28 protein-coding genes and 4 pseudogenes are annotated in these 26,427 nt (G+C 60.0%); 28 read left to right on the top strand and 4 right to left on the bottom strand.

Translation table 11 applies throughout. From position 1 onward, the window contains the following. Window positions 1-198: 198 nt before the first annotated feature. The 6 genes and pseudogenes from ACERZ8_RS08420 to rpsP all read left to right on the top strand — a co-directional run bounded on the left by ACERZ8_RS08420 (window position 199) and on the right by rpsP (window position 4,354). Entirely contained in the window at window positions 199-675 is a 477-nt protein-coding gene (locus ACERZ8_RS08420; RefSeq protein WP_407591781.1) for a hypothetical protein, read from the top strand. 285 nt (window positions 676-960) lie between these two features. After that, window positions 961-2,456: pseudogene (gene ffh / locus ACERZ8_RS08415) on the top strand (signal recognition particle protein). Then, entirely contained in the window at window positions 2,453-3,001 is a 549-nt protein-coding gene (locus ACERZ8_RS08410) for a GNAT family N-acetyltransferase (protein ID WP_407591780.1), read from the top strand. Before ffh ends, ACERZ8_RS08410 begins: the two are co-directional and overlap by 4 nt. Next, the gene (locus ACERZ8_RS08405; protein ID WP_407591779.1) at window positions 2,998-3,600 is read left to right on the top strand and encodes a GNAT family N-acetyltransferase; all 603 of its coding nucleotides are present in this window, start codon (window positions 2,998-3,000) and stop codon (window positions 3,598-3,600) included. Before ACERZ8_RS08410 ends, ACERZ8_RS08405 begins: the two co-directional genes overlap by 4 nt. After that, complete coding sequence (locus tag ACERZ8_RS08400; RefSeq protein ID WP_407591778.1) at window positions 3,593-3,889, top strand: chorismate mutase; 297 nt, start codon at window positions 3,593-3,595, stop codon at window positions 3,887-3,889. The genes ACERZ8_RS08405 and ACERZ8_RS08400 overlap by 8 nt, the downstream gene beginning before the upstream one ends. Before the next feature lie 48 nt (window positions 3,890-3,937). Beyond that, a complete protein-coding gene (gene rpsP / locus ACERZ8_RS08395) occupies window positions 3,938-4,354 on the top strand; it encodes a 30S ribosomal protein S16 (protein WP_407591777.1) in 417 nt (138 codons plus the stop codon). Between the two features lie 172 nt (window positions 4,355-4,526). On the opposite strand, the pseudogene ACERZ8_RS08390 reads toward rpsP, so the two are convergent. Continuing rightward, window positions 4,527-4,796: pseudogene (locus tag ACERZ8_RS08390) on the bottom strand (GNAT family N-acetyltransferase); the annotation flags it as partial. A 480-nt stretch (window positions 4,797-5,276) separates the two neighbouring features. Between ACERZ8_RS08390 and ACERZ8_RS08385 the strand changes: the two are divergent. From ACERZ8_RS08385 to ACERZ8_RS08355, 7 genes and pseudogenes are all read left to right on the top strand, one after another. Next, the gene (locus ACERZ8_RS08385; protein ID WP_407591776.1) at window positions 5,277-5,414 is read left to right on the top strand and encodes a hypothetical protein; all 138 of its coding nucleotides are present in this window, start codon (window positions 5,277-5,279) and stop codon (window positions 5,412-5,414) included. Continuing rightward, window positions 5,407-5,913 (top strand): ribosome maturation factor RimM, encoded by a 507-nt coding sequence (rimM, locus tag ACERZ8_RS08380; protein WP_407591775.1) that lies wholly within the window; start codon window positions 5,407-5,409, stop codon window positions 5,911-5,913. Before ACERZ8_RS08385 ends, rimM begins: the two co-directional genes overlap by 8 nt. A 122-nt stretch (window positions 5,914-6,035) precedes the next feature. Next, window positions 6,036-6,826: pseudogene (gene trmD / locus ACERZ8_RS08375) on the top strand (tRNA (guanosine(37)-N1)-methyltransferase TrmD). 101 nt (window positions 6,827-6,927) lie between these two features. Then, window positions 6,928-7,278 (top strand): hypothetical protein, encoded by a 351-nt coding sequence (locus tag ACERZ8_RS08370; RefSeq protein WP_407591774.1) that lies wholly within the window; start codon window positions 6,928-6,930, stop codon window positions 7,276-7,278. 284 nt (window positions 7,279-7,562) lie between these two features. Next, window positions 7,563-7,949 (top strand): 50S ribosomal protein L19, encoded by a 387-nt coding sequence (gene rplS / locus ACERZ8_RS08365; RefSeq protein WP_299722770.1) that lies wholly within the window; start codon window positions 7,563-7,565, stop codon window positions 7,947-7,949. Next, window positions 7,946-8,167 (top strand): 50S ribosomal protein L31, encoded by a 222-nt coding sequence (gene rpmE / locus ACERZ8_RS08360; protein WP_299722767.1) that lies wholly within the window; start codon window positions 7,946-7,948, stop codon window positions 8,165-8,167. Before rplS ends, rpmE begins: the two co-directional genes overlap by 4 nt. 837 nt (window positions 8,168-9,004) lie before the next feature. Then, a complete protein-coding gene (locus ACERZ8_RS08355) occupies window positions 9,005-10,987 on the top strand; it encodes a calcineurin-like phosphoesterase C-terminal domain-containing protein (RefSeq protein WP_407591773.1) in 1,983 nt (660 codons plus the stop codon). Between the two features lie 288 nt (window positions 10,988-11,275). On the opposite strand, the pseudogene ACERZ8_RS08350 reads toward ACERZ8_RS08355, so the two are convergent. Continuing rightward, window positions 11,276-12,120: pseudogene (locus ACERZ8_RS08350) on the bottom strand (arsenate reductase/protein-tyrosine-phosphatase family protein). Between the two features lie 233 nt (window positions 12,121-12,353). Between ACERZ8_RS08350 and ACERZ8_RS08345 the strand changes: the two are divergent. Further along, window positions 12,354-13,544: a glycerophosphodiester phosphodiesterase family protein gene (locus tag ACERZ8_RS08345; RefSeq protein WP_407591772.1), complete on the top strand. Its 1,191-nt coding sequence runs from the start codon at window positions 12,354-12,356 to the stop codon at window positions 13,542-13,544. A gap of 72 nt (window positions 13,545-13,616) precedes the next feature. Here ACERZ8_RS08345 and ACERZ8_RS08340 read toward each other — a convergent pair whose 3' ends face one another. Then, window positions 13,617-13,844, bottom strand: coding sequence for a hypothetical protein (locus ACERZ8_RS08340; RefSeq protein WP_407591771.1), 228 nt, complete (start codon window positions 13,842-13,844; stop codon window positions 13,617-13,619). A 275-nt stretch (window positions 13,845-14,119) separates the two neighbouring features. On the opposite strand from ACERZ8_RS08340, the gene phnC reads away from it, so the two are divergent. The 5 genes from phnC to ACERZ8_RS08315 all read left to right on the top strand — a co-directional run bounded on the left by phnC (window position 14,120) and on the right by ACERZ8_RS08315 (window position 18,757). After that, window positions 14,120-14,920, top strand: coding sequence for a phosphonate ABC transporter ATP-binding protein (phnC, locus tag ACERZ8_RS08335; RefSeq protein WP_407591770.1), 801 nt, complete (start codon window positions 14,120-14,122; stop codon window positions 14,918-14,920). Window positions 14,921-14,974: 54 nt separating this feature from the next. Further along, a complete protein-coding gene (gene phnD, locus ACERZ8_RS08330; RefSeq protein WP_407591769.1) occupies window positions 14,975-15,886 on the top strand; it encodes a phosphonate ABC transporter substrate-binding protein in 912 nt (303 codons plus the stop codon). Between the two features lie 62 nt (window positions 15,887-15,948). After that, complete coding sequence (phnE, locus tag ACERZ8_RS08325) at window positions 15,949-16,824, top strand: phosphonate ABC transporter, permease protein PhnE (RefSeq protein WP_407591768.1); 876 nt, start codon at window positions 15,949-15,951, stop codon at window positions 16,822-16,824. Next, complete coding sequence (phnE, locus tag ACERZ8_RS08320) at window positions 16,821-18,140, top strand: phosphonate ABC transporter, permease protein PhnE (protein ID WP_407591767.1); 1,320 nt, start codon at window positions 16,821-16,823, stop codon at window positions 18,138-18,140. Before phnE (ACERZ8_RS08325) ends, phnE (ACERZ8_RS08320) begins: the two co-directional genes overlap by 4 nt. Continuing rightward, window positions 18,140-18,757: a DapH/DapD/GlmU-related protein gene (locus ACERZ8_RS08315; protein WP_407591766.1), complete on the top strand. Its 618-nt coding sequence runs from the start codon at window positions 18,140-18,142 to the stop codon at window positions 18,755-18,757. Before phnE (ACERZ8_RS08320) ends, ACERZ8_RS08315 begins: the two co-directional genes overlap by 1 nt. On the opposite strand, the gene phnF is transcribed toward ACERZ8_RS08315, so the two are convergent. Continuing rightward, window positions 18,754-19,467, bottom strand: coding sequence for a phosphonate metabolism transcriptional regulator PhnF (gene phnF, locus ACERZ8_RS08310; RefSeq protein WP_407591765.1), 714 nt, complete (start codon window positions 19,465-19,467; stop codon window positions 18,754-18,756). The two genes, ACERZ8_RS08315 and phnF, sit on opposite strands and share 4 nt — an antisense overlap. A gap of 81 nt (window positions 19,468-19,548) precedes the next feature. On the opposite strand from phnF, the gene phnG reads away from it, so the two are divergent. Genes phnG through ACERZ8_RS08265 form a run of 9 tightly spaced genes read left to right on the top strand, consistent with a single transcriptional unit; the run spans window position 19,549 to window position 26,384 of the window. After that, window positions 19,549-20,004, top strand: coding sequence for a phosphonate C-P lyase system protein PhnG (gene phnG / locus ACERZ8_RS08305; protein ID WP_407591764.1), 456 nt, complete (start codon window positions 19,549-19,551; stop codon window positions 20,002-20,004). Beyond that, window positions 20,004-20,567 (top strand): phosphonate C-P lyase system protein PhnH, encoded by a 564-nt coding sequence (gene phnH / locus ACERZ8_RS08300; RefSeq protein WP_407591763.1) that lies wholly within the window; start codon window positions 20,004-20,006, stop codon window positions 20,565-20,567. Before phnG ends, phnH begins: the two co-directional genes overlap by 1 nt. Continuing rightward, complete coding sequence (locus tag ACERZ8_RS08295; protein WP_407591762.1) at window positions 20,567-21,655, top strand: carbon-phosphorus lyase complex subunit PhnI; 1,089 nt, start codon at window positions 20,567-20,569, stop codon at window positions 21,653-21,655. Before phnH ends, ACERZ8_RS08295 begins: the two co-directional genes overlap by 1 nt. Beyond that, a complete protein-coding gene (locus ACERZ8_RS08290) occupies window positions 21,652-22,251 on the top strand; it encodes an HAD-IA family hydrolase (protein WP_407591761.1) in 600 nt (199 codons plus the stop codon). The genes ACERZ8_RS08295 and ACERZ8_RS08290 overlap by 4 nt, the downstream gene beginning before the upstream one ends. After that, the gene (locus tag ACERZ8_RS08285) at window positions 22,248-23,141 is read left to right on the top strand and encodes an alpha-D-ribose 1-methylphosphonate 5-phosphate C-P-lyase PhnJ (protein ID WP_407591760.1); all 894 of its coding nucleotides are present in this window, start codon (window positions 22,248-22,250) and stop codon (window positions 23,139-23,141) included. Before ACERZ8_RS08290 ends, ACERZ8_RS08285 begins: the two co-directional genes overlap by 4 nt. Then, a complete protein-coding gene (gene phnK, locus ACERZ8_RS08280; protein ID WP_407591759.1) occupies window positions 23,138-23,908 on the top strand; it encodes a phosphonate C-P lyase system protein PhnK in 771 nt (256 codons plus the stop codon). The genes ACERZ8_RS08285 and phnK overlap by 4 nt, the downstream gene beginning before the upstream one ends. Before the next feature lie 3 nt (window positions 23,909-23,911). Further along, on the top strand, window positions 23,912-24,595 hold the full coding sequence (phnL, locus tag ACERZ8_RS08275) for a phosphonate C-P lyase system protein PhnL (RefSeq protein ID WP_407591758.1): 684 nt from the start codon (window positions 23,912-23,914) through the stop codon (window positions 24,593-24,595). Beyond that, entirely contained in the window at window positions 24,592-25,194 is a 603-nt protein-coding gene (gene phnN / locus ACERZ8_RS08270) for a phosphonate metabolism protein/1,5-bisphosphokinase (PRPP-forming) PhnN (protein WP_407591757.1), read from the top strand. The genes phnL and phnN overlap by 4 nt, the downstream gene beginning before the upstream one ends. A 41-nt stretch (window positions 25,195-25,235) precedes the next feature. After that, window positions 25,236-26,384, top strand: a complete 1,149-nt coding sequence (locus ACERZ8_RS08265; RefSeq protein ID WP_407594220.1) for an alpha-D-ribose 1-methylphosphonate 5-triphosphate diphosphatase — start codon at window positions 25,236-25,238, stop codon at window positions 26,382-26,384. The last annotated feature ends 43 nt before the right edge of the window (window positions 26,385-26,427 follow it).

The raw sequence follows: 26,427 nt of genomic DNA, 5'->3' as shown, positions 1-26,427 counted from the left end.
CGTTCGAATAAGATCCCGAAGTCCCGTGTTTCCTCTTCAGAACGCAATTTGAAACACCAGACACACGAGGACGACATGTTCAAATTAGATGGAATTAGCTATTCCGACGACTGCCAAGAGATTCTGGGAGACGCAACTCTGGGGCCCATGTTTCGTGCATTTCTGAAGAAAAAAGGCTGTGAAAACGCGTATGAATTCTTGGACGCTGCAAACAAAAGGCAGGATCCGAAATCCCAATTCAAAGACTTCTTCAGTGACAGCGCAAAATGGCACGTCAATGCCCGATCCGAAGCGCTGGTCGCGGCCAAACGTCTGGGCAAGGCAAAGGACTGGAAGAACAAGGAATGGGACAACGTCTACAAGTTCGCCATTGCAGACACTGTAAATTTTACGAACGGTGAGTTCGTGGATTTGTTCTATGAAAAAGACGCAGCCTTCAAGGCACACCACGTCGGTGCGCTTTTCAAGCAGTATCATAAACAGAAACAGCCCGAACTGATGGATGAACTGGGCGTTTCGGACAAAAAGGCCCTCGCCAACGTCGCCGCAATGCTCAAAGCCGACAAGAAAAAGGACGGGCCCAGAAGCGCCAAAGCCTATGTCAAAAAGAACAAAATTCAGATGAAAGCGAATGAAGTGATCAAAAAGATCAAGAAAGCGTTCAAGATCAAATGACATCGCCGATGGGCGCGGGCAACACACAGCCTGCGCCCGCCGCCACGCGCCGTAGCCCGCAAGCGGGCCCTGCCAGCCCCTGCCCTTGACTCACACCGCGCGCTCCCTAATCCGCGCACAACACCCGGAAGCATCACAGTTTCCGGTCCCTTGGGATAAACCCGGGATCGCCCTCCGTCAGCGCGTTGCGCCCACGGGGGTGATTTTCGTTTGCCGCCTTGGGAACATCGCCGCCTGACCTTACCTGTCAGGTTAACGTCAATGGTCGCACAAGGAGCATGGCCCATGTTTGAAAATCTATCCGAACGCCTCTCCGGTGTCTTTGACCGGCTGACGAAACAGGGCGCGCTGAGCGAGGATGACGTCAAAACCGCCCTGCGCGAAGTCCGTGTGGCCCTTCTGGAAGCGGATGTCTCGCTGCCCGTGGCGCGCGATTTCGTCAAGGCGGTGCAGGACAAGGCCACCGGTCAGGCCGTCACCAAATCCGTCACGCCGGGGCAGCAGGTCGTCAAGATCGTGCACGACGCCCTGATCGACACGCTCAAGGGCGAGGGCGAACCGGGTGCCCTGCGCATCGACAGCCCGCCCGCCCCGATCCTGATGGTCGGCCTGCAGGGGGTGGTAAAACCACGACCACCGCCAAACTCGCCAAACGGCTCAAGGACCGCGACGGCAAGCGCGTGCTGATGGCGTCACTCGACGTGAACCGCCCGGCGGCGATGGAACAACTCGCCATCCTCGGCACGCAGATCGGCGTTGACACTCTGCCCATCGTCAAGGGCGAAAACCCCGTCCAGATCGCCAAGCGGGCCAAGACGCAGGCCAGCATGGGCGGCTATGACGTCTATATGCTCGACACTGCCGGGCGCCTGTCCATCGACGAAGAGTTGATGACGCAGGTCGAACAGGTCCGCGACGTTGCCAATCCACGCGAGACCCTGCTGGTGGTCGATGGTCTGACCGGTCAGGACGCCGTGCACACCGCCCAGAACTTTGACGAACGCATCGGCATCTCGGGCGTCGTGCTGACACGGATGGACGGCGACGGGCGCGGCGGTGCGGCCCTGTCCATGCGTGCCGTCACCGGCAAACCGATCAAGTTCGTCGGTCTTGGCGAAAAGATGGACGCGCTCGAAACCTTCGAACCCGAGCGGATCGCAGGCCGCATCCTTGGCATGGGCGACATCGTGGCGCTCGTCGAAAAGGCGCAGGAAACCATCGAGGCCGAACAGGCAGAGCGCATGATGAAGCGCATGGCCAAAGGTCAGTTCAACATGAACGACCTGCGCATGCAGCTGGAACAGATGCTCAAGATGGGCGGCATGGAAGGGATGATGGGCATGATGCCGGGCATGGGCAAACTGTCCAAACAGGTGGCGAATGCCGGTTTCGACGACAAGCTCCTCAAACAGCAGATCGCCATGATCCAGTCGATGACGAAAAAGGAACGCGCCGCCCCCCAGATCCTGCAAGCCAGCCGCAAGAAACGGATCGCGCGCGGGTCGGGCATGGAAGTCTCCGACCTCAACAAGCTGCTCAAGATGCACCGCCAGATGTCGGACATGATGAAGAAGCTCGGCAAAGGCAAAGGCGGCATGATGAAACAGGCGATGAAGGCCATGATGGGTGGCAAGGGCGGAATGCCCGGCGGAATGCCTGCCGACATGGACCCAAAACAGCTTGAAGCGGCAGCCAAACAGCTTGGCGGCAAGATGCCCGGCCTGGGCGGCGGCGGCATGGCCCTGCCCCCCGGTCTGTCAGGGTTCGGCAAGAAAAAATGACCTCCACGACGTTCGATATCCCCACGCTGAGGACATTGCGTCTGACCCTTCGCGCGCCTCTGCGCGATGACTTTGACGACTATGCCGCCATGCTGGCCGACCCACGCAGCGCGCATATGGGCGGCCCGTTTTCGCGACGCGTGGCCTGGGACTTTTTCTGCAACGCCACGGCGCAGTGGCAACTCAGCGGCTTTGGCGGCTGGATGATCGACTCGGATGGAGCATGGGTTGGCGAAATCGCCATTCAGCAGCCCGATCACTTCCCCGAACCCGAATTGGGCTGGTCGCTGAAGGGCGAAGCCGAAGGCAAAGGGTATGCCCTTGAGGCAGCCACCGCCGCCCTGCGCTGGTATTGGCGCCGCACTCAATCAAGCACATTGGTCAGCTACATTACGCCCGGCAACGCGCGCTCCGAAACGCTGGCGACGCGGCTTGGCGCAACGCTTGATCCAGACGCGCAGCGCCCTGACGGCGAAACGGCAGATGAAACCGCAGTGTTTCGTCATCACAGGGCCGAACAGCCACATGCGGAGGGGTGGACATGACGACACCCCGCATCCCCACACTGGAAACCAAACGCCTGTCCTTGCGCGGACCACGGGCCGAGGATTATCCGAACTTCAAGGCGACCTTCGCCTCCTATCGGTCACGCTTCATGGGCGGGCCGCTCAACCCTTACGAGGCGTGGATGCTCTACTCCGCCGAAATCGGACACTGGCACATTCGCGGCTTTGGCATGTGGATGATCCACGACAAGAACACCGACGAAACGCTGGGCATGGCCGGCGGATGGCAACCCGCAGGCTGGCCGGAACGCGAAATCGCGTGGATCATCTGGCCCGACAAATCCGGCAAGGGCTACGCACTCGAAGCGACCCACGCGGTGCGCAAACACTATTACAAAAACGGCTGGGACGGGGCAGTCAGCTACATCGACCCCAAGAACCTCGACAGCATCCGCCTCGCTGAACGGCTTGGCGCGAAAAAAGACGCCGACGCACCCGGCATCGACGGCTCGGACGCCGTCTACCGTCACCCGTCCGCGGCCCAACTGAACGACACCCAGCTCAGCCACGGGATCGAGATGGAGATCGGGCACTACGCCGATCCGAAATTCACACCGAAAGGATGGGCGCTTGACTGACGTTGTATCCAAAGCCGCTCAGGTGCTCGCCGAGCACCGCAACAGCATCGACCGCCTCGATGCGATCCTCGTCTATACGCTGGGCGAGCGGTTCAAACACACCAAAGCCGTGGGGAAACTCAAGGCCGAACACGACCTTCCGCCAAGTGATCCTGCCCGTGAGGCAGACCAGATCGCACGGCTCGAAGCTTTGGCAAACGAGGCCGATCTCGACCCCGAATTCGCCAAGAAGTTCCTGAACTTCATCATCGCTGAAGTCATTCAGCACCATCGTCAACACCAATCGTAGGGTGGGCAATATGCCCACCACCAAACTGAAAACAAAAGGAAATACACCATGGCCATGAAAATTCGCCTCGCCCGCGGCGGCTCCAAGAAACGCCCCTTCTATCGCATCGTTGCCGCCGACAGCCGTATGCCCCGCGACGGGCGCTACATCGAAAAGCTGGGCACATATAACCCGCTGCTCGCCAAAGACAGCGAAGACCGCGTGAAAATGGACGTCGAGCGCGTGCAATACTGGCTCGGTGAGGGCGCACAGCCCACCGACCGGATCGCCCGCATGCTCGAAGCTGCAGGCGTGATGCCCAAGAAAGAGCGCGCCAACCTGAAAAAAGGCGAGCCCGGCAAGAAAGCCAAAGAGCGCGCAGAAGAAAAAGCCGCCAAAGTGGCCGCCGCTGCCGAAGCCGAAGCTGCACCCGCAGAAGAAGCACCCGCAGAGGCACCCGCCGAAGAAGAAGCAGCCGCCGAGTAATCCGCGCGACAGCACATGTGAAAAGCCCGCCCTGTGCAACACAGAGGCGGGCTTTTTGCATTGAGGCGTTTCGCCGTCCAGCCGACCGATCAATCAGCCCAAACCAACGACGCTTTGTCACCTTTGGCAAATGCGCCCGCCCCAACAGATGTCGGGGCTGGCGCTTTTCAACTCAGGTCATGGATTTGACAAAGGTCACCTTGTCCTCGTCCGCGCCGAAAAAGGCAGGGATCGTGGCAACATGGCGATACCCCCGCGCCACATAGAACCGACGCGCCCTGTCCTGCTCCGGCAGTTGCGTCGTGTCGATCACGATCAGACGTGCCTCTTCCATGGCCTGCTCCATCGCGCGCAGCAATGCGGTGCCCGCACCGGCACCATGCAAGTCTGGATCAACCGCAATCGCACGCAGGTTCCACGTACGCTCGGTCATCGCCTCGGGCTGGGCCATGGCAAAGCCGACGGGAGTTCCATCGCACTCCACCACGCGCCACAGATCCTCACTCGTTCCGGCAAGGGCCGGGGCGATCATGTCGCCCAGCATCTCACCCGGAAACAGCGTGGCATCTGCGATTGCAGCAAGAAAAGGGATATCAGTGTCGCGCGGTGCGCGCGTTTCGTATTGGTCTGGCATTGGCCATCCTCGTTTATGTCAGTTTGAATTCAGGAATTTCGGGGTGCATGTCGGGCACAGGCCAAAGGGGCCGTCCGGGGACGACTTGCTTGGCTTTTGGATTGCAAACCCACGGATGGGTCAACAGGGCATGTGCCCGGATCAAACCGACATAAAATCTCCATCCCGCATCCCGTGATGCAGATCACACCACTCTATCCACCCCCGATCTTCGCGCAAGCCTGCTCTGGACAAAGGTGGCCCATGTGGCGCAAATGCTTAGGCCCCGCTACGCCCTGAAAGGTGCCCATGTTCAGCCTGACCCGCACGCCCGTCCTGCTTATGATCGCCTTCGTGGCAGGCCTGATGTTCGAGCGCAGCCAGACAGCGGATGCCTGTGCGGGTGCAGGTGGCAAGATGCACGACGGAGTGTGCTGGAATGAGTGACGATCTGATCTGCGTCGGGGCCATCAGCGGCTCTTACGGGGTGCATGGCGAAGTGCGTGTGAAGTCCTTTTGCGCCGACCCAGAAGACATCGAAACCTACAGCCCGCTCAGCACCGAAGACGGATCGCGCAGCTTTGCCCTCGCCCTGATCCGCCCGATGAAGAACGGCTTTGTGGCCCGCATCGCCGAGGTGGCAACCAAGGAACAGGCGGACGCGCTCAAGGGCACGCAGTTGTTTGCGCGGCGCGATCAACTGCCCAGCCTGCCGGATGACGAATACTACTATTCCGACCTGACCGGCCTGCAGGTGTTCGACACTGGCGGCGCCACCTTGGGTCAGGTCAAATCGGTGCAGAACCACGGCGCGGGCGACCTGCTCGAAGTGCAATTGCCCGGCGGCAGCGCCACAGTGCTGGTGCCCTTCACACTCGAAGTTGTGCCCACAGTTGACCTTGCCGCCGGTAGTATCGTCGCTGATCCGCCCGAAGGGTTATTCTAGGCTGGGCGCACAATTTGCCGTCAACATCTCCTGCTTGAACTTCTGACCGCAAACCGCGCATACCCGGACCGTACGGCGCGCAAGGCCGCCAAACCGGCGATCCTCGCCAAAGCGGAAGCCAGATGAGCAAACCCACGAAATCGCACGGACGCAAGGCGATCCGACCCACCCTGACACCGACCTCCCTCATGGACGAGGCCCCGGATCTGGTCGGCGTCTGGCAGGCCCGCATTGTGACGCTGTTCCCCGAAACCTTTCCCGGCGTGCTTGGCGCGTCGCTGACTGGCAAGGCCCTGCAGGACGGCAAGTGGCAATTGCACACGCACGACCTGCGCCAACACGGCGTCGGCAAGCACCGCAATGTCGATGACACACCTGCCGGGGGCGGAGCGGGCATGGTGCTGCGCGCAGACGTGGTGAGTGCTGCACTGGCCGAGGCGCAGGCCCATGCACGCGGGCGCTGGCCGATCCTTTACATGTCGCCGCGCGGTCGGCCCTTTGATCAGGCGATGGCGCGCGATCTGGCGCGCTGTGACGGGGTGACGATGCTGTGTGGCCGGTTCGAGGGCGTGGACGAGCGCGTGCTGGAACACTGGGGCGTAAGCGAAGTGTCCCTCGGGGATTTCGTCATGACCGGGGGGAGATTGCCGCGCAGGCGATGCTCGACGCCACCGTGCGCCTTCTGCCCGGCGTGCTAGGGAACGCACAAAGCGCTGTCGACGAAAGCCATGCCACGGGTCTGCTGGAACACCCCCAATACACCAAGCCCGCCACGTGGAAAGACCGCGACATTCCCGAAGTGCTGATGTCCGGCAATCACGGAAAAATCGCGGCCTGGCGACAAGAGATGTCCGAGAAACTTACTCAGGAACGGCGCCCAGACTTGTGGCAAAAACGCAAAGATCAGCCATAAATCCCGCATTTCCCACAAATTCACAGCATTTTTGGTTGATCGGCTAAGTTTTGCCAGATTTCCTGAACACCGTTGTCGCAAACAGACATCGGGACAAGCACGTGAGCAAGCTATTCGGAGTGTTCGGACAGACACCGGCACGGGACATATCAAAGTCAAAGCCAAAGCGGTTCACCCGTTTTGTGGACACCGGCGCAGGCACGCCAAGCACACCTGATGCCGACAAGAAGTTTACCCGCTTTGCCCCACAAGAGAGTGCAGAGGCCTCGCCTTCCCATCTGACACCACGGCCTGCTGTCCAGGCGGCCCTGCGACGCGAAACCCCCGTTGCGCCCAATCTGACAGACCACCTGAACTCCGAAGCGCAAATCCCGCTTTCGATCCTGCGCCGCGCCCTGCCACAACGATTTGAGGAAATGCGCGCACAGGGCCGGTCGGCAATTCCGACCTGATCACACAGCGCGTCGCCGGGATGCCGGGGCACTGCTTTACCCACTTGATCGTTGCCCATACCACCCCTATACACCGCTCATTCCGACTCGGGGGTCTACCCGACCGGATCTTTTGTGCTGTGGTGCCTTCTTCGGCGCGTTTCAGACAGCACAAAGGGAAGATGAGACAAGGAACGATGACCTGACCTCTGGCGGGCGCCACGGCGGACCCGGTGAAGACGCAGAGCTCTGAGGCGCACATAACCTTCGTGGAATAACCACGAGTATAATTAGGAGATACGTCAATGGACGTGATCGCACAGATCGAGGCGGAGCAAATTGCCGCCCTGGGGAAAGACATCCCCGATTTCAAAGCCGGGGACACCATCCGTGTCGGCTTTAAAGTGACCGAAGGGACCCGCACCCGGGTCCAGAACTACGAAGGCGTCTGCATCGCGCGCAACAACGGCCACGGCATCGCCGGCTCGTTCACCGTGCGCAAGATTTCCTTCGGCGAAGGGGTCGAGCGTGTGTTCCCTCTCTATTCGACCAACATCGACAGCATCACAGTGGTGCGCCGGGGCCGCGTGCGCCGGGCCAAGCTCTACTACCTGCGCTCGCGTCGCGGCAAGTCCGCCCGGATCGCAGAAGTGTCCAACTACAAACCGAAAGCCGAAGGAGCCAAGGCATGAAGGCCGATACGCATCCCGACTACCACATGATCAACGTCAAGATGACGGACGGCACGGTCGTGGAAATGAAATCGACATGGGGCAAGGAAGGCGACCAGCTGTCGCTCGACATTGACCCCTCGGTGCACCCCGCCTGGACGGGCGGCTCCTCGCGCCTGATGGACACCGGCGGGCGCGTGTCCAAGTTCAAGAACAAGTACGCAGGCCTAACGCTGTAAGCACCTGCGCTGCGAAACTGGAAAAGGCCGCTCCGTTATGGGGCGGCCTACTTTGTTTGGGGGAGGCGAAACCGCTGCGCCGTTCCCTCGCCAGTCCTCGGGATGGCGACACAACGCCCCTTCCCGGGCGGTTTATGGATCAAAGAAATCGCACCGCCCGCCTGTCGCACCAAGAGCAGCAATATCGCCTGCCGGGCAGTGGATGGATCGGCGCTTCGCTTGATTCCGATCTGGGGAACTGAGGGGTTATGTTGCAGTGATGGGCCGCATTGAGCCGAAAGTACCGGATGCTGCATCGCACTCAAGGCGGCGATATGCGTCGAAAGCCGCCATCCGCAATATTAAGGGCGGCCCAAAACCGTCACTCGATCACGGTTCCAAATTCTGCAGTCGCAGTCCGCTTTGCAGTCATTCACCACAAACGCTAAATCCGCGCCAAAGCGAACACGCGGTCTGCGAACAAGCCTGTGCAAATTGATCCAGACGAGAGGCACTCTTTCGAATTGGATCGCGTTGAATGGGAAAGTGTCGAGGCTATCTCGGGCACATCGCAATGCTTAAGACCTTTGCGGGTAAAGAAAAGCTGCCGTATTAAACGCTGACTGTCTCCCGCTTCTGCAGCTTTTGATATCGCCGAAAGGCTCAGAACTGCGCGTGAGCAACACCGGTTCACCCAAGTAACGAGCCTGCCGCATTTCGGCGGCCATTCGCGTATCTTCGGGCTGTCACATAGGATTGCCGAGACTGTTACACATGCGTCATCCGACTCAGGCACCCTATGTGTAGGCGCGGATCAAGTGGCTGCGCCAACCTCAAAGTAAATCCAGGGAGATTCCCATGACTGCGAAGTTCACGGGCCGCGGAGCATTGCTTGCGGCCGTCTCGATGGTGATGGCCGCGCCCGGTCTGGCCCGGACCGATTACGTCGCCAATATTGATATTGTGCGCACAGGTGCCGATCCGGCAGCCGAAACCTTAACTGGTCATGTGTTTCATGACCTCAGCCTAGACGGGGCGCGCCAAGCGGACGAACAGGGTGTGGCCGGCGTGATCGTGTCGAACGGGCGCGATGTCACCACAACCGATGCCGACGGTGCCTATACACTGCCCGTCTATGAGAACATGACGGTTATGGTACACGAACCGGCCGCCTACGATGTCCCGGTCAATAAGGACGGCGTGCCGCAGTTCTTCTACCACCACCTCCCGGAAGGCACCCCCGAGACGTTGCGGTATGGCGGGCTGGCACCCACTGGCCCGCTGCCTGCCGCGATCAACTTTCCGATGATTCGCACCGGCGTGGACGACGAGTTTTCGTGCGTCATGATGGGTGACACCCAACCCTATTCGAACACCGAAATCGGCTATGTGCGCGACGGTGTGCTGGACAGCATCCTGGATCAGGACCTGAGCGCGGCCGAATGTGTGATCATGTTGGGGGACGTGATGGGGGACGACCTGTCGCTGTTGCCTCGGTTCATGGACTTGTGGTCGGTGATCGACCTGCCGCAATACTATGTTCACGGAAATCACGACTTTGACTTCGATGCGACAACAGACGAGCATTCTGCAGACAGCTGGCGCGAGATGTACGGGCCCGCCTACTACAGTTTCGACATCGGCGGCGCGACCTTCATCGCGCTGGACAACGTGGTCTACCCGTGCGGACCAGAGGATAATGGCCCCGGCGGTCGCGACGCGTGTGCGGATCCGGAGCGCGTGGTCTATAACGGCCGCGTGGTCGAACGGCAGATGCAGTGGCTTGAGGCCACATTGGCCGAGATACCCGAAGACCGCCTGATCGTGATGTTGCATCACATTCCCTTTGTCTCGTTCATCGACAGCAACACGGGTCGTCACCAGACCGATAACCTGGCCGAGATCCATGCGCTGCTGGCAGGTCGCCCGGCGGTCAGCTTTTCCGGCCACACCCACACGATGGAATACCTGGCCGCCGGAGAGTGGTTTCAGGGCTGGGAAGAACAGGTCGGTGTCACGCGTTTGCCCTTCGACCATGTGGTGGGCGGTGCACCGTCGGGCAATTGGTATTGGGGCGATCTGAATTTCGATGGCACACCGCTTGCCTTTGCGCGGGGCGGCACACCTCCGGGCTACATGATCGTCGACTTTGACGGCTCGGATTTCGAGGTGAACTTCTTCGCTGCGAACCTCGCGCCGGAGCGTCAGATCGCGCTGAGTTTCAACACGCCGCAATTCCGCACGTGGTTTGACGAACTCTTCGCCTGGGCCGATGAGCGGGAGGACCCTGCAGCCGAAACGCCGCCCCTGACTGTCAACGATCTGGCGGATCTGCGGCTCTTTACGCCACAGGATCTGGAAAGCACCGTGTGGCTGACCGCGAATGTGTGGATCGGAGACCGTAACACGCAAGTCTCCGCCTCCATCAACGGCGGGCCAGATTTGCCAATGACGCGCACCCAGGCCGGCAATGGCGAAGATGTCCGATCCGGGGCCGAATGGGCCGATCCGTTTGCAGCCGTACGTCAGATGACGATCGGCCGGTTTGGCTGGCAGTCGACACAAGGTGAGGATCGTGCACAAGGCTTCGAGGTCTGGCAGGGGTCCAGCTATGGTCCCGCGACCCCGCAACCTGCCGAAACCTGGATGATCGCTGACAGTTCAACGCACTTGTGGCGGCTTGAGATGCCCGCCGACCTGCCAGTGGGCGCCCATATCGTCGAGGTGACCGCCGTGATGGCAGATGGTCGCGAATTCACAGACCGTATGACCTTCGAGGTGCGTGCCGAACGGCCCTTCCCCTATTGGGACAATACCCTGTGGGAAGACCAGACAAACTGACAAAGGTCCTGTCTTCCGTTTTGGCGCGGTCCCCCTTTCGGGGGCCGCGTTTTCGTCGCGAACCAAGACGATGATCAGCCAATTCTGCGGGCAATCTGATGCCAGGGCAGCGACAGTCAAAGTGGCGGGGACGACTGCAAAGGCTCATGCGCAACCGGTTGCGGCACGCACCAATTTGCCCTCTGGTCGTGATGACGCCCACAAAATTTGCCGGATCGACACCGGTGTTCCAAGAGTAGCTTCAGTACAAGTCTACCTGTCTGCTCAGGCCATTTGGGGTATAGGTCGTCACGCAGAAGCGCCTTCGTTTGTTTGCGCGATGTCATCGACGGCTTTTTGCAATGCGATCCGGTCGAGAGACTCGATTGGCAAGGCCGTAAAGGCTTTGATCCGGTTCAGCAGCGCGCCGTAAGACTGGTGAAAAGCCAGATTCTTCTCCGCTGTCGAGCCCTCGGCCTTTACCGGGTCCGGCATCCCCCAATGAGCGCTCACCGGTTGGCCCGTCCATGCTGGGCACTCCTCGTTCGCTGCCTGGTTGCAAACCGTGAATACGAAATCGAAGTCAGGCGCATCTTCGCCCTGAAAGGCCGACACGTTTTTCGCGTTCAGAACGGAGGTGTCGTGCCCGTTCTGCTCCAGCACGTCGAGCGCGAACGGGTTCAACTCGGATTGGGGTTTGGTTCCGGCGGAGTGCGCGACGAACCTGTCGCCCGCTTCTTTGCGCAGGATGGACTCGGCAAAGATCGACCGCGCGGAATTGCCGGTGCAGATAAAAAGGACGTTGTACTTACGATCAGTCATTGGACTGTCTCCATCGAAGCCAAAAGAGAAAAGGGGGAACAGACTTCCGGGCGACCGCGGCAGCAGTCGCGCAGCAGATAGTCGAAGGTTTCGCGCACGGCATCCATGTGGATTGCATAACGCAACGAGGTTCCCACCCGCTTTTGCGTGACCAGGCCCGCCTGCATCAGGGCCCCCACGTACATTGAGAGTGTGTTGGGCTTTAGTTCGAGCGCGTGCGCCAATTCGGTCGCAGGGACACGATCCGGATAGCGGCGCATGAGCAGTCGAAACACGGCAAGCCGTTGTGGATGGCCCAGTGTGGAGAGGCGGGTGGGAATCTTAACTTCCATAATTCATGAATTAAAGAATTATGTATTGGCTTGCAATAACTTTGCCCTGCCGCATGCTGAATCACGCCGCTCACAGACCCGGTACTCGCCAGCCAGACGGACGAGATTGATAATCCGTGTCACAAGAACTTCACCGCTGTGTAGCGCAACAGTCACAGCACAGGAGGATGGGTGTCTTTGACGACTCGAAAGGATGCCTCCTCATGAAACCACATTCCATTGCTTCACTTTGCATGTTGGTCGCTACTCCTGCTTTTGCAGACGGCCATAGCCGCGATTTACGGATCGAATATGGTGCTCGCCCGGATTTTCTCATCTCAAAGATGGACGACAGCCCGCTCAAACAGCAGCTATTGGCATGCTCCGCACAGACGGCCATTCCATCAAATTTTTCCATCGGGCACCGGGGGGGCCCGCTGCTCTACCCCGAGCACACAGTCGAATCCAACATTGCCGCGGCTCAGCAGGGTGCAGGCATTCTGGAATGCGACGTGACCTTTACCTCTGATCTTGAGCTGGTCTGTCGGCATGCCCAAAACGACCTGCACACCACGACCAATATCATCGTGACAGACCTTGCCCAGAAATGCACCACGCCTTTCAGCCCTGCATCCGGTGATGCCGAGGCCTCGGCAGAGTGCCGCACATCTGATTTGACCCTGGCCGAGTTTGAAACGCTGGACCCCAAAATGGATGCTTCGGACGCGTCCGCAACGACCGCTAAGGCCTACCTGGGTGGAACGGCGCCGTGGCGCACGGACCTGTTCGTCGATGGCACGCAATTGATGACGCACGCCGAGTCCATCGCCCTGTTTGACAGCCTCGGCGCCGATTTCACGCCAGAACTCAAGACACCTTCGGTGGACATGCCGTTCAACGGCTTCAGCCAGGAAGACTATGCCCAAAAACTGGTGGACGAGTACAAGGCCGCAGGGATCGACCCAAGCCGCGTTTGGTTGCAATCGTTCAACCTCGAAGATGTCCTTTATTGGATCGAGGCAGAGCCGGAGTTTGTCGACCAAGCCGTCTACCTAATGGATGAGTACAACCTCGATGGGTATTCGCCCATGGACCCGCCCACATGGCCCAACACGATGGAAGAGTTGGCTGGCATGGGCATCAACTACATTGCGCCGCCCACCTGGATGCTGGTGACGCTGGACGGCGAACAGATTGTTCCGTCTACGCTGGCTGTAGAAGCCAAGGCAGCAGGTCTGAACATCATCACCTGGACGGTCGAACGCTCTGGTCCCTTGGCCAGTGGTGGCGGTTGGTATTATCAATCCATCGCGGATGTCACCGACAATGACGGTGTGGTCTTTGACCTGATCCATGTTCTGGCGCAGGACGTCGGGGTCGCCGGTATATTCTCGGATTGGCCTGCGACGGTCACGTACTACGCAAATTGCTTCGGGCTTGAGTAACCTTTCCAGCCAGTGAAACTGCTGTGGCCATCCTTCGGGGTGGTCATTTCCATTCGGGACAGTGCTTGTTGGTTAGGCGGGATTGGGGACCGCGCCTTCCCAGTGCGCTCCCATGGCGACAATGCAAGACGTGCCATTGGCGTAATGCTGCACGATCACCCAATCACCGTTGGCAGGGGTCACCCAAACTTCGAGCATCGTTTCCGGATCGCGCAGACCCGTACCTTTCAACTCGGCTCTGAGCGTCTGCGTAAGGGTTTCGGTCAGACGCCCGCGATCATCGCAGCTTACATCCGACATCCTTGCGCCAGACACAGTGGCGACGCTGGAAAGCAAAGAGGCGAGAAGAACCGAACGCAAAATCATGTTTGTACGGTACGCGACACGCACACCAAATGTAACAGTTTTATGAAATTCAACGCGCCAGACACAAAAATTCTGATGCCAGCTGGACACCGGATCAAAACTGCCGCGGTGTCACACTCCGTTTACGAGATCGTCAAGAAAACGATTCAAATCCATCATGAATCTTTTGAATTCGGCGCGTACCGCTGCCCTCAACACGTGGGGGTGCTATGCTCGAAATCAGCAAGCTGACGAAACGGTTCGGGGAAAACGTGGCTGTGGACGCGGCGACCTTTTTCGTCGAACAGCCGACAATGATCGGCATCATCGGGCGGTCAGGTGCGGGCAAGTCGACGCTTTTGCGCATGCTCAACCGTCTGAGTGACGCCACCGAAGGCACCGTGACTTTCGATGGAGAAGATGTCACCGCGCTCAAAGGCGCGGCCCGGCGGAACTGGCAATCCCGCTGCGCAATGATCTTTCAGCAGTTCAATCTTGTCCCGCGCATGGATGTCGTGTCGAACGTTCTGCACGGCACGCTCAACAGGCGCTCAACACTGGCCACGATGTTCAACCTGTACCCACAGGCCGACATTCACAAGGCCATCGAAATCCTGGATCGCCTGGGGATTGCGGAACAAGCGCCCAAACGCGCCGAGGCGCTGTCGGGTGGGCAACAGCAACGTGTCGCTATCGCGCGTGCCCTGATGCAGGACCCGAAAATCATTCTGGCGGACGAGCCGATTGCCAGCCTCGACCCGATGAACGCCCAAGTGGTGATGCAATCGCTGCGCGACATCCATGAACAGGATGGGCGCATGGTCATCGCCAACCTGCACACCCTCGATACCGCGCGTCGGTATTGCGACCGCGTGATCGGGATGCGCGATGGGCGCATCGTTTTTGATGGCACGCCGCAGCAACTGACCACAGGGGCGGCACGCGACATCTACGGGGCCGGCGCGGACTTTTCCGAAGCCGCCACATCCACCGAAATCGAAACGCTGGACAGGTCCAAGGAATACGTCTGAGCCAGTTGCCTTTCCTGCAGGTTCGCGGGGGAAACACGTCATGGAGAGAGACACATGAAAACAACGATTGCACTGGCGCTTGCCGCCACAACAGCGCTCAGCACGGGCGCTTTCGCCGAAGAGATCACTGAATTCCGCATTGGCTTGCTGGGTGGCGAAAATGCACAAGACCGCGTCAACGCCTACCAGTGTCTGGCGGAGTACGCTGAGGAAGCCCTTGGCGTTCCGGTAAAGATTTTCACGCCCGCTGACTACAATGGCGTAATTCAGGGTCTTCTGGGCGGCTCACTGGATATGTCGTGGCTGGGCGCGTCTTCGTATGCGGCGACTTACTTGCAAGACCCCGAAGCGGTTGAGCCTGTTCTGGTCAAAGTTAACCTCGATGGCTCCATCGGCTACCACTCCATCGGCTTTGCCCGCAAAGACAGCGGCATCACCTCGCTGGACGAAATGGAAGGCAAGGTGTTTGGCTTTGGTGATCCCAACTCCACGTCCGGCTACCTGATCCCATCGATCGAGATCCCCCAGTACAAAGAGGGTATCACCATGGAATCCGGTGAATATTTCGGCGAAGTCAAATTCACCGGCGGCCACGAGCAGACCATCGTCGCGGTCAACAACGGTGATATCGACGGCGGCGTGACCTGGGCCGACGGTCAGGGCAACTGGGAAGACGGCTACAATTCGGGCGCATTGCGCAAGGCCGTGGACGCAGGCCTCGTGGACATGAACGAACTGGTCCAGATTTGGAAATCCGAAGTTATCCCGGAAGGTCCGGTGGTGCTGCGCAAGGCACTCCCCGCTGACGTGAAAGCCAAGATGACCGAACTGGTCGACAACCTCTACGAGACCGACCAGGAGTGCACCTACAACGTCTTTGCCGGTGAAAACCTGGGCGCGCGCCCAGTCACCCACGAAACTTACATCTCTGTCATCGAGGCCCGTAAGGCCAAGATCGGCGGCTAAGTCATTTTCATGACGCGCCCGGCAGCCCCTCGGGGCTGTCGGTATTTTTTCGGGGGTGGGACATGGCAGACGTGAGCATTGGCTCTGCGCCGCAGAGCGTGAACACGATACAGTCGGAATATATGGCGCAAGTGCAGCGCCGCAGGCTCTACAGCGGCCTCACACTCCTGATTTTCGTTGTCCTCATGGTGGCTGGGTTCGACATCGCCGACAGTCGCAATGCGGGTGGCTTCTGGGACGGTATCGCCAATATCGGCGCCTATCCCGGCGACGTGCTGTCCGAAGCATGGGAAAAACGTGCTGATCTGCCTGCGCTGATTGCCAAGTACTTTCCGGCCCTGATCGAGACCATCAACATTGCCGCCGTCTCGACCATAATCGGGGCTTGCGGCGGCGTTGTATTGTCATTGCTGAGCACACGCGGCCTTGCCAAATGGCCCCGCCTCATTCCGCTCTTCCGCCGCATCTCCGACATCATGCGCGCTGTGCCCGAGATCGTCATCGCATTGGTCCTGATCTTCGTCCTCGGCGGCGGGCCCGTACCTGCCATGATCGCCATCGCAATCCACACTGCTGGCGCGTTGGGCAAGCTGTTCTCTGAAGTCTCAGAAAACGCCGATTTGAAACCGGTTGAAGGCCTCGCCTCCACAGGCGCATCCTGGCTGCAACGCATGCTTTTGGGTGTGATCCCGCAGGTTGCGCCGAACTATGTCAGCTACGCCCTGCTACGGTTCGAGATCAACATTCGCGCCTCTGCCATCCTTGGCTTTGTCGGCGCGGGGGGCATTGGCTACGAGTTGCGCAATGCCATGGCCTGGGGGCCAGGCCGTTTTGACGAGGCCGCGGCGATCTTCATCCTGCTCTTCTCGACCATCGTGTTCTTCGATCAGGTGTCGAGCCGCTACCGCAACCGCCTTACAGAAGGGCAGGCCCAATGACAGTTGCCGACGTGAACCTGACAGACGCCAAGGCCGAAGCCGACCGCCTGTTTCAGAAGAAACGCATCTTCGCCTTTTCCGTCCCTGCGATCATCGCCGTCTACTTCGTCTATATCTTTTTCGCGTTCGACATCCTCGGCCTGAGCCAGCGCGCCAATTGGGACAATGCGGTGACCCTCGCGTCGGACATCTGGTCGCACAAGGTCCACGTGACGCGCGACAACCGAACGGGCGAGATTGACTATGCCGTCGAGGGCGAGCGCAAAGGCGCATACCCCGACGGCCAACGCCCCGATTGGGTAAGCGGAGACGAGATCATTACCATCGACCTCGGCCCCGGTTATGTCGTGCGGTACCTGCCCGAGAACCGGACCGAAATCGAGATCCCGGACGTCCCGCTGATCGAGGCGCAGGCCGAAGGCCGCGCCGTCACAACGAACCTGCCAGACGACCTGCCAGACTGGATCTCTGCCTCTTCCCGCCGGGTGACGATCACAACGCCTGAGGGGCGGATCACACTCACCGGCGCGCGCACAGAGGTCTTCAACTATTTCCCCGGCTGGGAACTGTTCTGGTTCACGCTCGACAGCCCCTATCATGGCGTTGGCTTTGGCGAACTTCTGTTTGGCGACCGTGTCGACCAAGACCGGTCCAACCTCGCGGGCGCGGTGTCTGACTGGTGGAACAACGCCATGTGGCGGCACAAGGACGTGGCCCGGGCCATTGGCGAGACGATCCTCATGGCCTTCCTCGGGACCATGGGGGCTGCGATCCTCGCCTTGCCTCTGGCCTTTCTGGCCGCCAAACGCTTTTCTCCGCTGATGCTGATCCGGGCGGGCACACGGCGTGTTTTTGACTTTGTCCGCGGGGTCGATGCGTTGATCTGGACGGTTGTTCTGGCCCGTGCCTTTGGTCCCGGTCCGCTCACCGGCACGCTTGCGATCCTGATCACGGATACCGGCACCTTCGGCAAAATCTTCTCCGAGGCACTCGAAAACGTGGATGGCAAGCAGATCGAAGGTGTCGAGAGCACGGGCGCCAAGCCGCTCCAACGCTACCGCTTCGGCGTCATCCCGCAGGTCGTGCCGGTTTTGCTGGCGCAAATCCTCTATTTCCTCGAATCCAACACCCGCTCCGCCACAATCATCGGGGCGATCACCGGGGGTGGCATTGGCCTGATGCTGACGCAGGCGATCCAGACGCAAAAAGACTGGGAAGAAGTTGCCTATTACATCACCCTGATCATCGTGATGGTGATGTTCATGGACTGGTTCTCGGGCTGGTTGCGCGGCAAGCTGATCGGGCACAAAGAATAATGGCACGGCTTAAAGCGGATGCGCCTTTCATCCATCCGAACTGCGAGATCACCGACAGCACGTTCGGGGCCTTTGTCGAAATTGGCAAAGGCAGCCGTGTCGCGCATTCATCTATGGGCGACTATTCCTATTGCGACCGCTACGCGGACATTGCCAACGCGCAGATTGGCAAATTCGCAAACATCGCCGCCTTTAGTCGGATTGGGGCAACGGATCATCCACTGCATACAGCGTCATGCCACCACTTCCTCTATCGATCCTATGACTACTGGTACGACGCCGAGCGTGATGCGGCCTTCTTCGACCACCGCCGCGCGCGTATCGCACATATCGGCCATGACACGTGGATCGGCGCTGGCGCGATGATCAAGCCAGAGGTCACTGTAGGTGACGGCGCGGTTGTCGCCGCAGGCGCGGTGGTGACCAAAGACGTCGCCCCTTACACAATCGTGGCGGGCACACCGGCCAAGGTGCTGCGCGTGCGACAGCCCAAAGAGATTGCGGACCGCTTGATCGCGCTCGCATGGTGGGATTGGTCGCATGAGGATATCCGGGCAACCTTGGACGATTTCCGAAGCCTGACGGCGGCAGCGTTCCTCGACAAATACGAAGCCTAAGTGTCCAAGGTCAGCGTCACACGATCCCCGGCGAACCACGTGCGCCCGTACTCGACAGGCTGTTCTGCAACATTCACACCAGATGAACGCAGCAGCGGATCGCCCTCGCTGACGTTAAGATGCAGGGCTTGCGTCGCCGTCGCACGCACCGCAGTCAGACGTGTTGATGCGCGCGTGTAGTCAGAGATACCGACGGCTTTGAATGCTTCAGTGACACTGCTCGTTTCCAAGAGCGCCACCGAAATGCCTTTCAGGCGGTTTGCCGGAAAAATGCTCTCAAAAACCGCGATAGGCTGTCCATCGGCCAATGATAACCCGTGATATGCGCAGACCAACTCGCCAGCCTCTATCTCAAGCGCCTGCGCTTCACCCAACGTCGCCGCGCGCTCTTCAAGATGCAGCATCCTTTTTTCTGGTCTGCGCCCGGCGGCAATCAGGTTTTCGTGGAACCGCACGCGCCGACCGATCGGATAGTCAGTGGGCAGCGCCGCCACAAACGCGCCTGCGCCACGGCGCGTCCGGATCAAACCTTCGTCGACAAGCGCCGACAGTCCATGCCGTACCGTATGGCGATTGACGCCAAACCGTTCGGCCAGCGCGCTTTCCGTCGGCAGCTTGTCACCCGGGCTATATCGCCCCTCGGCCAGATCGCTCCGCAGGCTGTCGGCAATCGCCTTCCAAATCGGTGTTTTGCCTGAACTGTTACGCAAAATTCACAAATCTCCCCTGTTGTGATGCGACCAATCTGATAAGATATGTATAGTTGTATAGGATTTACCAAAGTTGTCGAGATGAAAGACGTTACGGACGAAAACGACGCGCGACAGGCGCGGATGGGCGTGCTGGCCAAGGCGCCAGCAGGCCGGGTGGCGGAGCTTCTTGACGCTCTGGGCCCGCGTCCTGCCTTCAGTTGGCTGCGTAAGCCCGAGATCGGCAGCACGATGGTCCGTGGTCGCGCTGGTGGGACGGGCGCGCCGTTCAATCTCGGCGAGATGACGATCACGCGCTGTGCGCTCACGCTGGACAGCGGAGAGGTGGGCCACGCCTATATCCAAGGGCGTCGGAAAGCAGATGCAGAGGCCGCCGCACTGGTCGATGCGCTGATGCAAACGGATCAGGCCGCGTCCATTCGGGACGCAATCCTGGCCCCCATCGCTGACGAACTCGCCAGCGCCAAGCAAGTACGCGCTGCAAAGGCTGCAGCCACCAAGGTGGACTTCTTCACCATGGTGAGGGGAGAAGACTGATGCAGGCAAAGACCCTTTCCGGTGGATTTGCCGACCCTGCGATTGACGCCGCACATACCTTCCGCGCTGTGATGGAGGCGATGGCGCGTCCGGGTACGATCCACAACATTTCCGGTGCCACGCCGCCAGCGCCGCTATCCCCGGCGGCAGCCGCAGTGCTGTTGACCCTCTGTGATACGGACACGCCGGTGCACCTCGCGGGCGACGCAAATTGTGCACCTTTGCGGCAGTGGCTTGCCTTCCACACCGGCGCGCCGCTTACCGATCCGAGCCACTGCATGTTCGCGGTTGGCGCCTGGAAGGCTTTGCAGCCACTCTCCTCCTTTCCTCCAGGCACATCGCAATACCCGGACCGCTCGGCCACGCTCATTGTAGAGGTCGCGGAACTGGCAAATGCGGGTGCACCGCTCACCGGTCCTGGGATCAAAGACCAGACCACTTTGCTGTTGCCCGAAACGAAAGCCTTCCAAGCCAACCAAAAGCTGTTCCCACGCGGCCTCGACTTCATTTTCACGTGCGAGCGCCAAATGGCAGCCTTGCCCCGAACAACCGAGGTGCGCTGATGTATGTGGCTGTGAAAGGCGGTGAGCGCGCCATTGAAAACGCTCATGCCTGGCTTGCCGAAGAGCGCCGGGGCGATACCAACATCGCGGAACTCAGCGTTGCACAGATCCGCGAACAGCTCAGCCTCGCCGTGAACCGTGTGATGGCCGAGGGGTCGCTTTATGATCCTGATCTCGCTGCCTTGGCAATCAAACAAGCGCGCGGCGATCTGATCGAGGCGATCTTCCTCATCCGCGCGTACCGCACGACGCTGCCGCGCTTCGGATCGTCTTTGCCCGTTGATACCGGTGCGATGCACTGCGACCGCCGTATCTCGGCCACGTTCAAGGACTTGCCCGTTGGGCAGGTCCTTGGCCCTACCTTCGACTACACGCACCGTCTGCTGGACTTCAAACTGGCCGCCGACGGTGAGGTGCCGGTCGCCCCGTCGCGCGCGCCGGAATCTGGCGATGTGCCCCATGTCACCGACTTTCTAAACCGCGAAGGGCTGATCGAAGAGGCGTTGAGCGACGATAACGACCCACCCGATCTCACCCGCGAACCGCTGGAGATGCCCGCTGACCGTGCGCTTCGCTTGCAAGCGCTGACGCGCAGCGACGAAGGGTTCACGCTTGGTCTCGCATACTCCACGCAACGCGGTTACGCGCGCAACCACGCCTTTGTGGGTGAGTTGCGTATCGGCGCGGTAAGCGTTGAAATGGACATCCCGGAACTGGGTTTTTCGGTCGAGATCGGGGAAATCACCCTGACCGAATGCGAAACGGTCAACCAGTTCAAAGGCTCCAAAACTGAACCGCCCCAATTCACCCGCGGCTATGGCCTCGTCTTCGGCCAGACCGAGCGCAAGGCGATCTCCATGGCGCTTGTGGACCGGGCGCTGCGGTGGGAAGAATTGGGTGAGGACAACGTGGGTGCCCCCGCGCAGGATGCCGAGTTCGTCCTCTACCATGCCGACAATATTCAGGCGACTGGGTTCCTCGAACATATCAAACTGCCCCACTACGTCGATTTCCAGTCCGAACTGGAACTGGTCCGAAAACTGCGCCGCGCGGCGGGCGTGCCGGACGTGCAGGAGGCTGCGGAATGACCGTCGACACAGTTGTCTTCGACATCGGTGCCGTCCTGGTGGACTGGCAGCCGCACCTCGCATGGGTCGATGATCTGGGCGAAGACGGCGCCAAAGCATTCATGTCCCGGATCAATTTCGATAAGATCAACGTCGCCTGTGACGCGGGCGCGCGCTTTGGAGATGCCGCCGCCTTGCTCGACGATGTAGGCGACGCGGCCCACCTGAACCGCTACGTGGCGCAGTACACCAAAACGGTCCCAAACAAGATCGCAGGGACATGGGACATCCTGTATGAACTGCGCGCGGCGCAGGTGCCGCTGCACACCATCACCAACTGGTCTGCCGAAACCTGGCCCGAAGGCGTCAAAGCGCATCCCGAATTGGGTGAGGTCTTTGGTGAAACGGTGGTGTCCGGCGAGGTCGGGATGATCAAACCCAGCATCGAAATCTACCGCCTGCTCTGCGACCGCGCCGAGATTGCGCCGGAACGCTGCGTGTTTATCGACGACAGCCTGCACAACTGCCTCGGCGCCAAGGCCGCTGGCATGGACGCCATTCATTTCACTGGCGCGCAGGAATTGCGCCCCGCGCTCCAAGCACGGGGGCTGCTGTGACCGATCAAGCCTACAACTTCGCTTATCTCGACGAACAGACCAAGCGCATGATCCGCCGCGCCATCCTCAAGGGGTTGGCCATCCCCGGTTACCAGGTGCCCTTTGCCAGCCGCGAGATGCCGATGCCCTACGGTTGGGGCACCGGCGGCGTGCAGGTTTCTGCCGCTGTGCTGACACCCGAAGACCGCTTCAAGGTCATCGACCAAGGTGCTGATGACACCACCAACGCCGTGTCGATCCGCACGTTCTTTGAACGCACCGCCGGGGTTGAGACGACCACCGCCACGGCGCAGGCGACAGTCATCCAGACCCGCCACCGCATTCCCGAGGAACCGCTGGCCGACGGCCAGATCCTCGTCTATCAGGTCCCGATCCCCGAACCGCTCCGCTTTCTTGAGCCGCGCGAAAGCGAGACGCGCAAGATGCACGAGCTTGAAGAATACGGGCTCATGCATGTGAAGCTCTATGAAGACATCAGCCGCCATGGCCATATCGCGACCTCCTATGCTTATCCGGTAAAGGTCGAAGGGCGCTATGTCATGGATCCGTCCCCGATCCCGAAATTTGACAACCCCAAGCTCAGCGACTGCGACGCGATCCAGCTGTTCGGCGCGGGCCGCGAACAACGGATCTATGCGCTGCCACCCTACACGGAAGTGGTCAGCCTCGACTTCGACGACCACCCGTTTGAGGCTTCCAAGGCGGATCATCCTTGCGCGCTGTGCGGTTCCGAAAACTCTTACCTTGATGAGGTGATCACCGACGATGCCGGGGGCCGCATGTTTGTCTGCTCTGACACGGATTTTTGCGAACGCAGGCAAGCAGCGGGTTTTACCGGCGCGATGACCGCGGCGCACCCCTTCACCGCGGCAACGGAGGAGACTGTATGACACCGCTTCTGTCCGTGCAGGGCGTGACCAAGCATTACGGGCCGCATATCGGTTGCGCCGACGTGTCCTTTGACCTCTATCCCGGCGAGGTGATGGGGATCGTTGGTGAAAGTGGATCGGGCAAGTCGACTTTGCTCAATTGTATGGCGGGGCATCTGCCACCAGACAGCGGTGCGGTTGTATTTGACACGCGCACCGACGGGCCGCGCGACACGCTGAAGATGTCCGAGCCCGAGCGCCGCATGTTGGGCCGCACCGACTGGGCCTTTGTCCACCAGCATGCGCGCGACGGATTGCGCATGGGCGTAAGCGCGGGTGGCAATGTGGGCGAGCGGTTGATGGCCGTGGGCGCGCGGCATTACGGCGACATCCGCGGCAAGGCGACCGATTGGCTGGAGCGCGTCGAGATCGACGCAGCCCGCGTCGATGACCGGCCCACGACCTTTTCGGGCGGCATGCAGCAACGACTGCAAATCGCGCGCAACCTGGTGACCGGGCCGCGTCTTGTCTTCATGGACGAACCCACCGGGGGGCTTGATGTCTCGGTGCAGGCCCGCTTGCTTGACCTTTTGCGGGGGCTTGTACGCGACATGGGCCTTTCGGCGATCATCGTGACCCATGACCTCGCAGTTGTGCGCCTGCTGGCGGACCGGTTGATGGTCATGAAATCGGGTCGCGTGGTTGAGGCTGGGCTGACCGATCAGGTCCTCGACGATCCGCAGCACGCCTATAGCCAGCTTCTTGTCAGTTCCGTTTTGCAGGTGTGACCGATGATTGAAATTCAGAACGTGTCCAAGACCTTCACGCTGCACAATCAGGGCGGCACAGCGATCGAGGTTCTGTCAGGCGTCACACTGTCCGTTGCGCCGGGCGAATGCGTGGCCCTCACCGGCGTTTCCGGTGCCGGAAAATCAACACTGATGCGCATGATCTACGGCAACTACCTTGCCGAAACCGGCCGCATCATCGTGGGCGATCTGAACCTTGTGCAGGCCGAACCACGCGACATCATCGCACTCAGGCGCAATGTGCTCGGCTACGTCAGTCAGTTTCTGCGCGTCGTGCCACGGGTGCCAACGCTGGATGTGGTGGCGGAGCCGCTGCGCAATATCGGGGCCAGCGAAGAGGCCGCACAAACGCGGGCACGTGAATTGCTCACCCTGCTCAACATTCCTGAGCGGCTCTGGTCCCTCTCGCCCACCACCTTCTCGGGCGGCGAACAGCAGCGTGTGAACATCGCACGCGGCTTTGCCCACCCCTATCCGGCGTTGCTGCTGGATGAGCCCACCGCCAGCCTTGATGCAGCGAACAGAGAGGTGGTTCTGTCACTTATTGAACAAGCAAAAGCGCGTGGCGCCGCAATCATTGGCATCTTTCACGACGAAGCGGCCCGTGCCCGCGTCTGTGATCGCGAAGTGGACGTCACCCAATTCACACCGGGGTTGGCGGCATGACCGGGCGGGTCATCGCCGTGGTCGGCCCTTCGGGCGTCGGCAAGGACAGTGTGATGGAAGGGCTGCATGCAGCATTGCCCAATGCGCACCTCGTGCGCCGCGTCATAACCCGTGACAAAGATGCGGGCGGCGAGGACTTCGATGCCGTCTCAGAAGCCGAATTCGAAGAATTGGTCCGAAACGGCGCCTTTGCCATTCACTGGCACGCGCACGGCCTGTCCTACGGCATCCCAACAATGGTCAAATATCAGTTGGGCCAGGGCAAGGACTGTCTCATCAACTTTTCCCGCAATATGCTGCGTCCGGCGGAATCCATCTTTCCCAACCTCATTGTGTTGAACGTCACGGCTGCGCCCGAGACAATCGCCAAACGACTTGTGGCCCGCAACAGAGAGACCGAAGCCGAAATCGCAAAGCGTCTGGCACAGGCCGACAAGGCCTTGCCTACGGGGCTGGACGTTCGGCACCTGCCAAACGATGGACCGCTTGCAGAAACGGTCGCGCGCGGGATTGCTCTTCTTCGCCCGGACAGGGTGCCGCGCCGGGCAGATGTCGCTGCAACAGGCCAATCCCCAACAAAAAGCGAGACCGTGTCATGAATTTCTCTCCTTTGGCACCGAGCGTGGAAACTGCCGGAGAAATGCGCGGCAGCGATCTTTGCCTTGCAAATGCGCGCCTGGTCTTAGCAGACGCGGAAATGACAGGCGCCGTGACCATCGAAAATGGTGTGATCACTGACATCATCGAAGGTGATCGCATTCCGACGGGTGCCGAAGATTGCAACGGGGATCTGGTCATCCCTGGTCTGGTCGAGTTGCACACCGACAATGTCGAGCGCCACATTGAGCCGCGCCCTAAAGTTGACTGGCCGCATCTGCCCGCCTTGATCGCGCATGACGCAGAGCTTGCCGGCGCGGGCATCACAACCGTATTCGACGCGATGCGCGTGGGATCGATCCATGCCGGCGATAAGGGCAGGTACACCGAATATGCAAGAAAACTGGCAGATGAGTTGCTTGCCGCACGCGCTCAAGGCTACTTCAAAATCAGCCACTTTCTGCATCTGCGGGCCGAAATCTGCTCTGAAACTCTGCTCGAAGAACTGGCGGCATTCAGTGCTCAGGACCGCGTGGGTATCGTCAGCCTGATGGATCACACTCCCGGCCAGCGCCAATTCCGCAATATGACCTCCCTCAAGAACTATGTTGCGAAGAAACGCGGGATGAATGACGCAGAGTTTGAAGAACACGTTGAAAACCTGCTGCGTCTGCAAAAGCAGTTTGGCGCGAAACACGAACAGGGCGCGGTGAAAGAGGCCAAACGCCTCGGCGCTGTTCTGGCCAGCCACGACGATACGACGGCAGAACATGTCACAACGTCGGCCGCGCACGGCGTGAACTTTGCCGAATTCCCCACAACGACAGAGGCAGCACAGGCCTGTAGCGATCAGGGCATTGCGGTGATGATGGGTGCACCAAACCTGATCCGCGGTGGTTCACATTCCGGTAATGTCGCAGCCGAAGTGCTGGCACAGCGCGATCTGCTGGACATTGCGTCCTCTGATTACGTGCCGTCTGCCCTCCTGTTGGCCGCGTTCCGCCTTGCGCGCATTTGGGACGATCTGCCACGGGCCATCGCCACCGTGACCCACAACCCGGCACAAGCCGCGCGCCTCACGGACCGCGGCACACTTGAAGTGGGCCAACGCGGCGATGTTCTGCGGGTCAAACTCCTTCCCGAAGTGCCCTTGCTGCGCGGGGTTTGGAGCCAGGGACACAAGGTCTCGTAGCGTCCAAAGCGTGCTGCATTTCCAAAGAAATGCAGTGACCGTC

Origin of the sequence: Tateyamaria armeniaca (genome assembly GCF_045797845.1) — a bacterium.
Classification (GTDB): domain Bacteria; phylum Pseudomonadota; class Alphaproteobacteria; order Rhodobacterales; family Rhodobacteraceae; genus Tateyamaria; species Tateyamaria armeniaca.
This window is presented reverse-complemented; position numbering and strand designations above follow the sequence as displayed.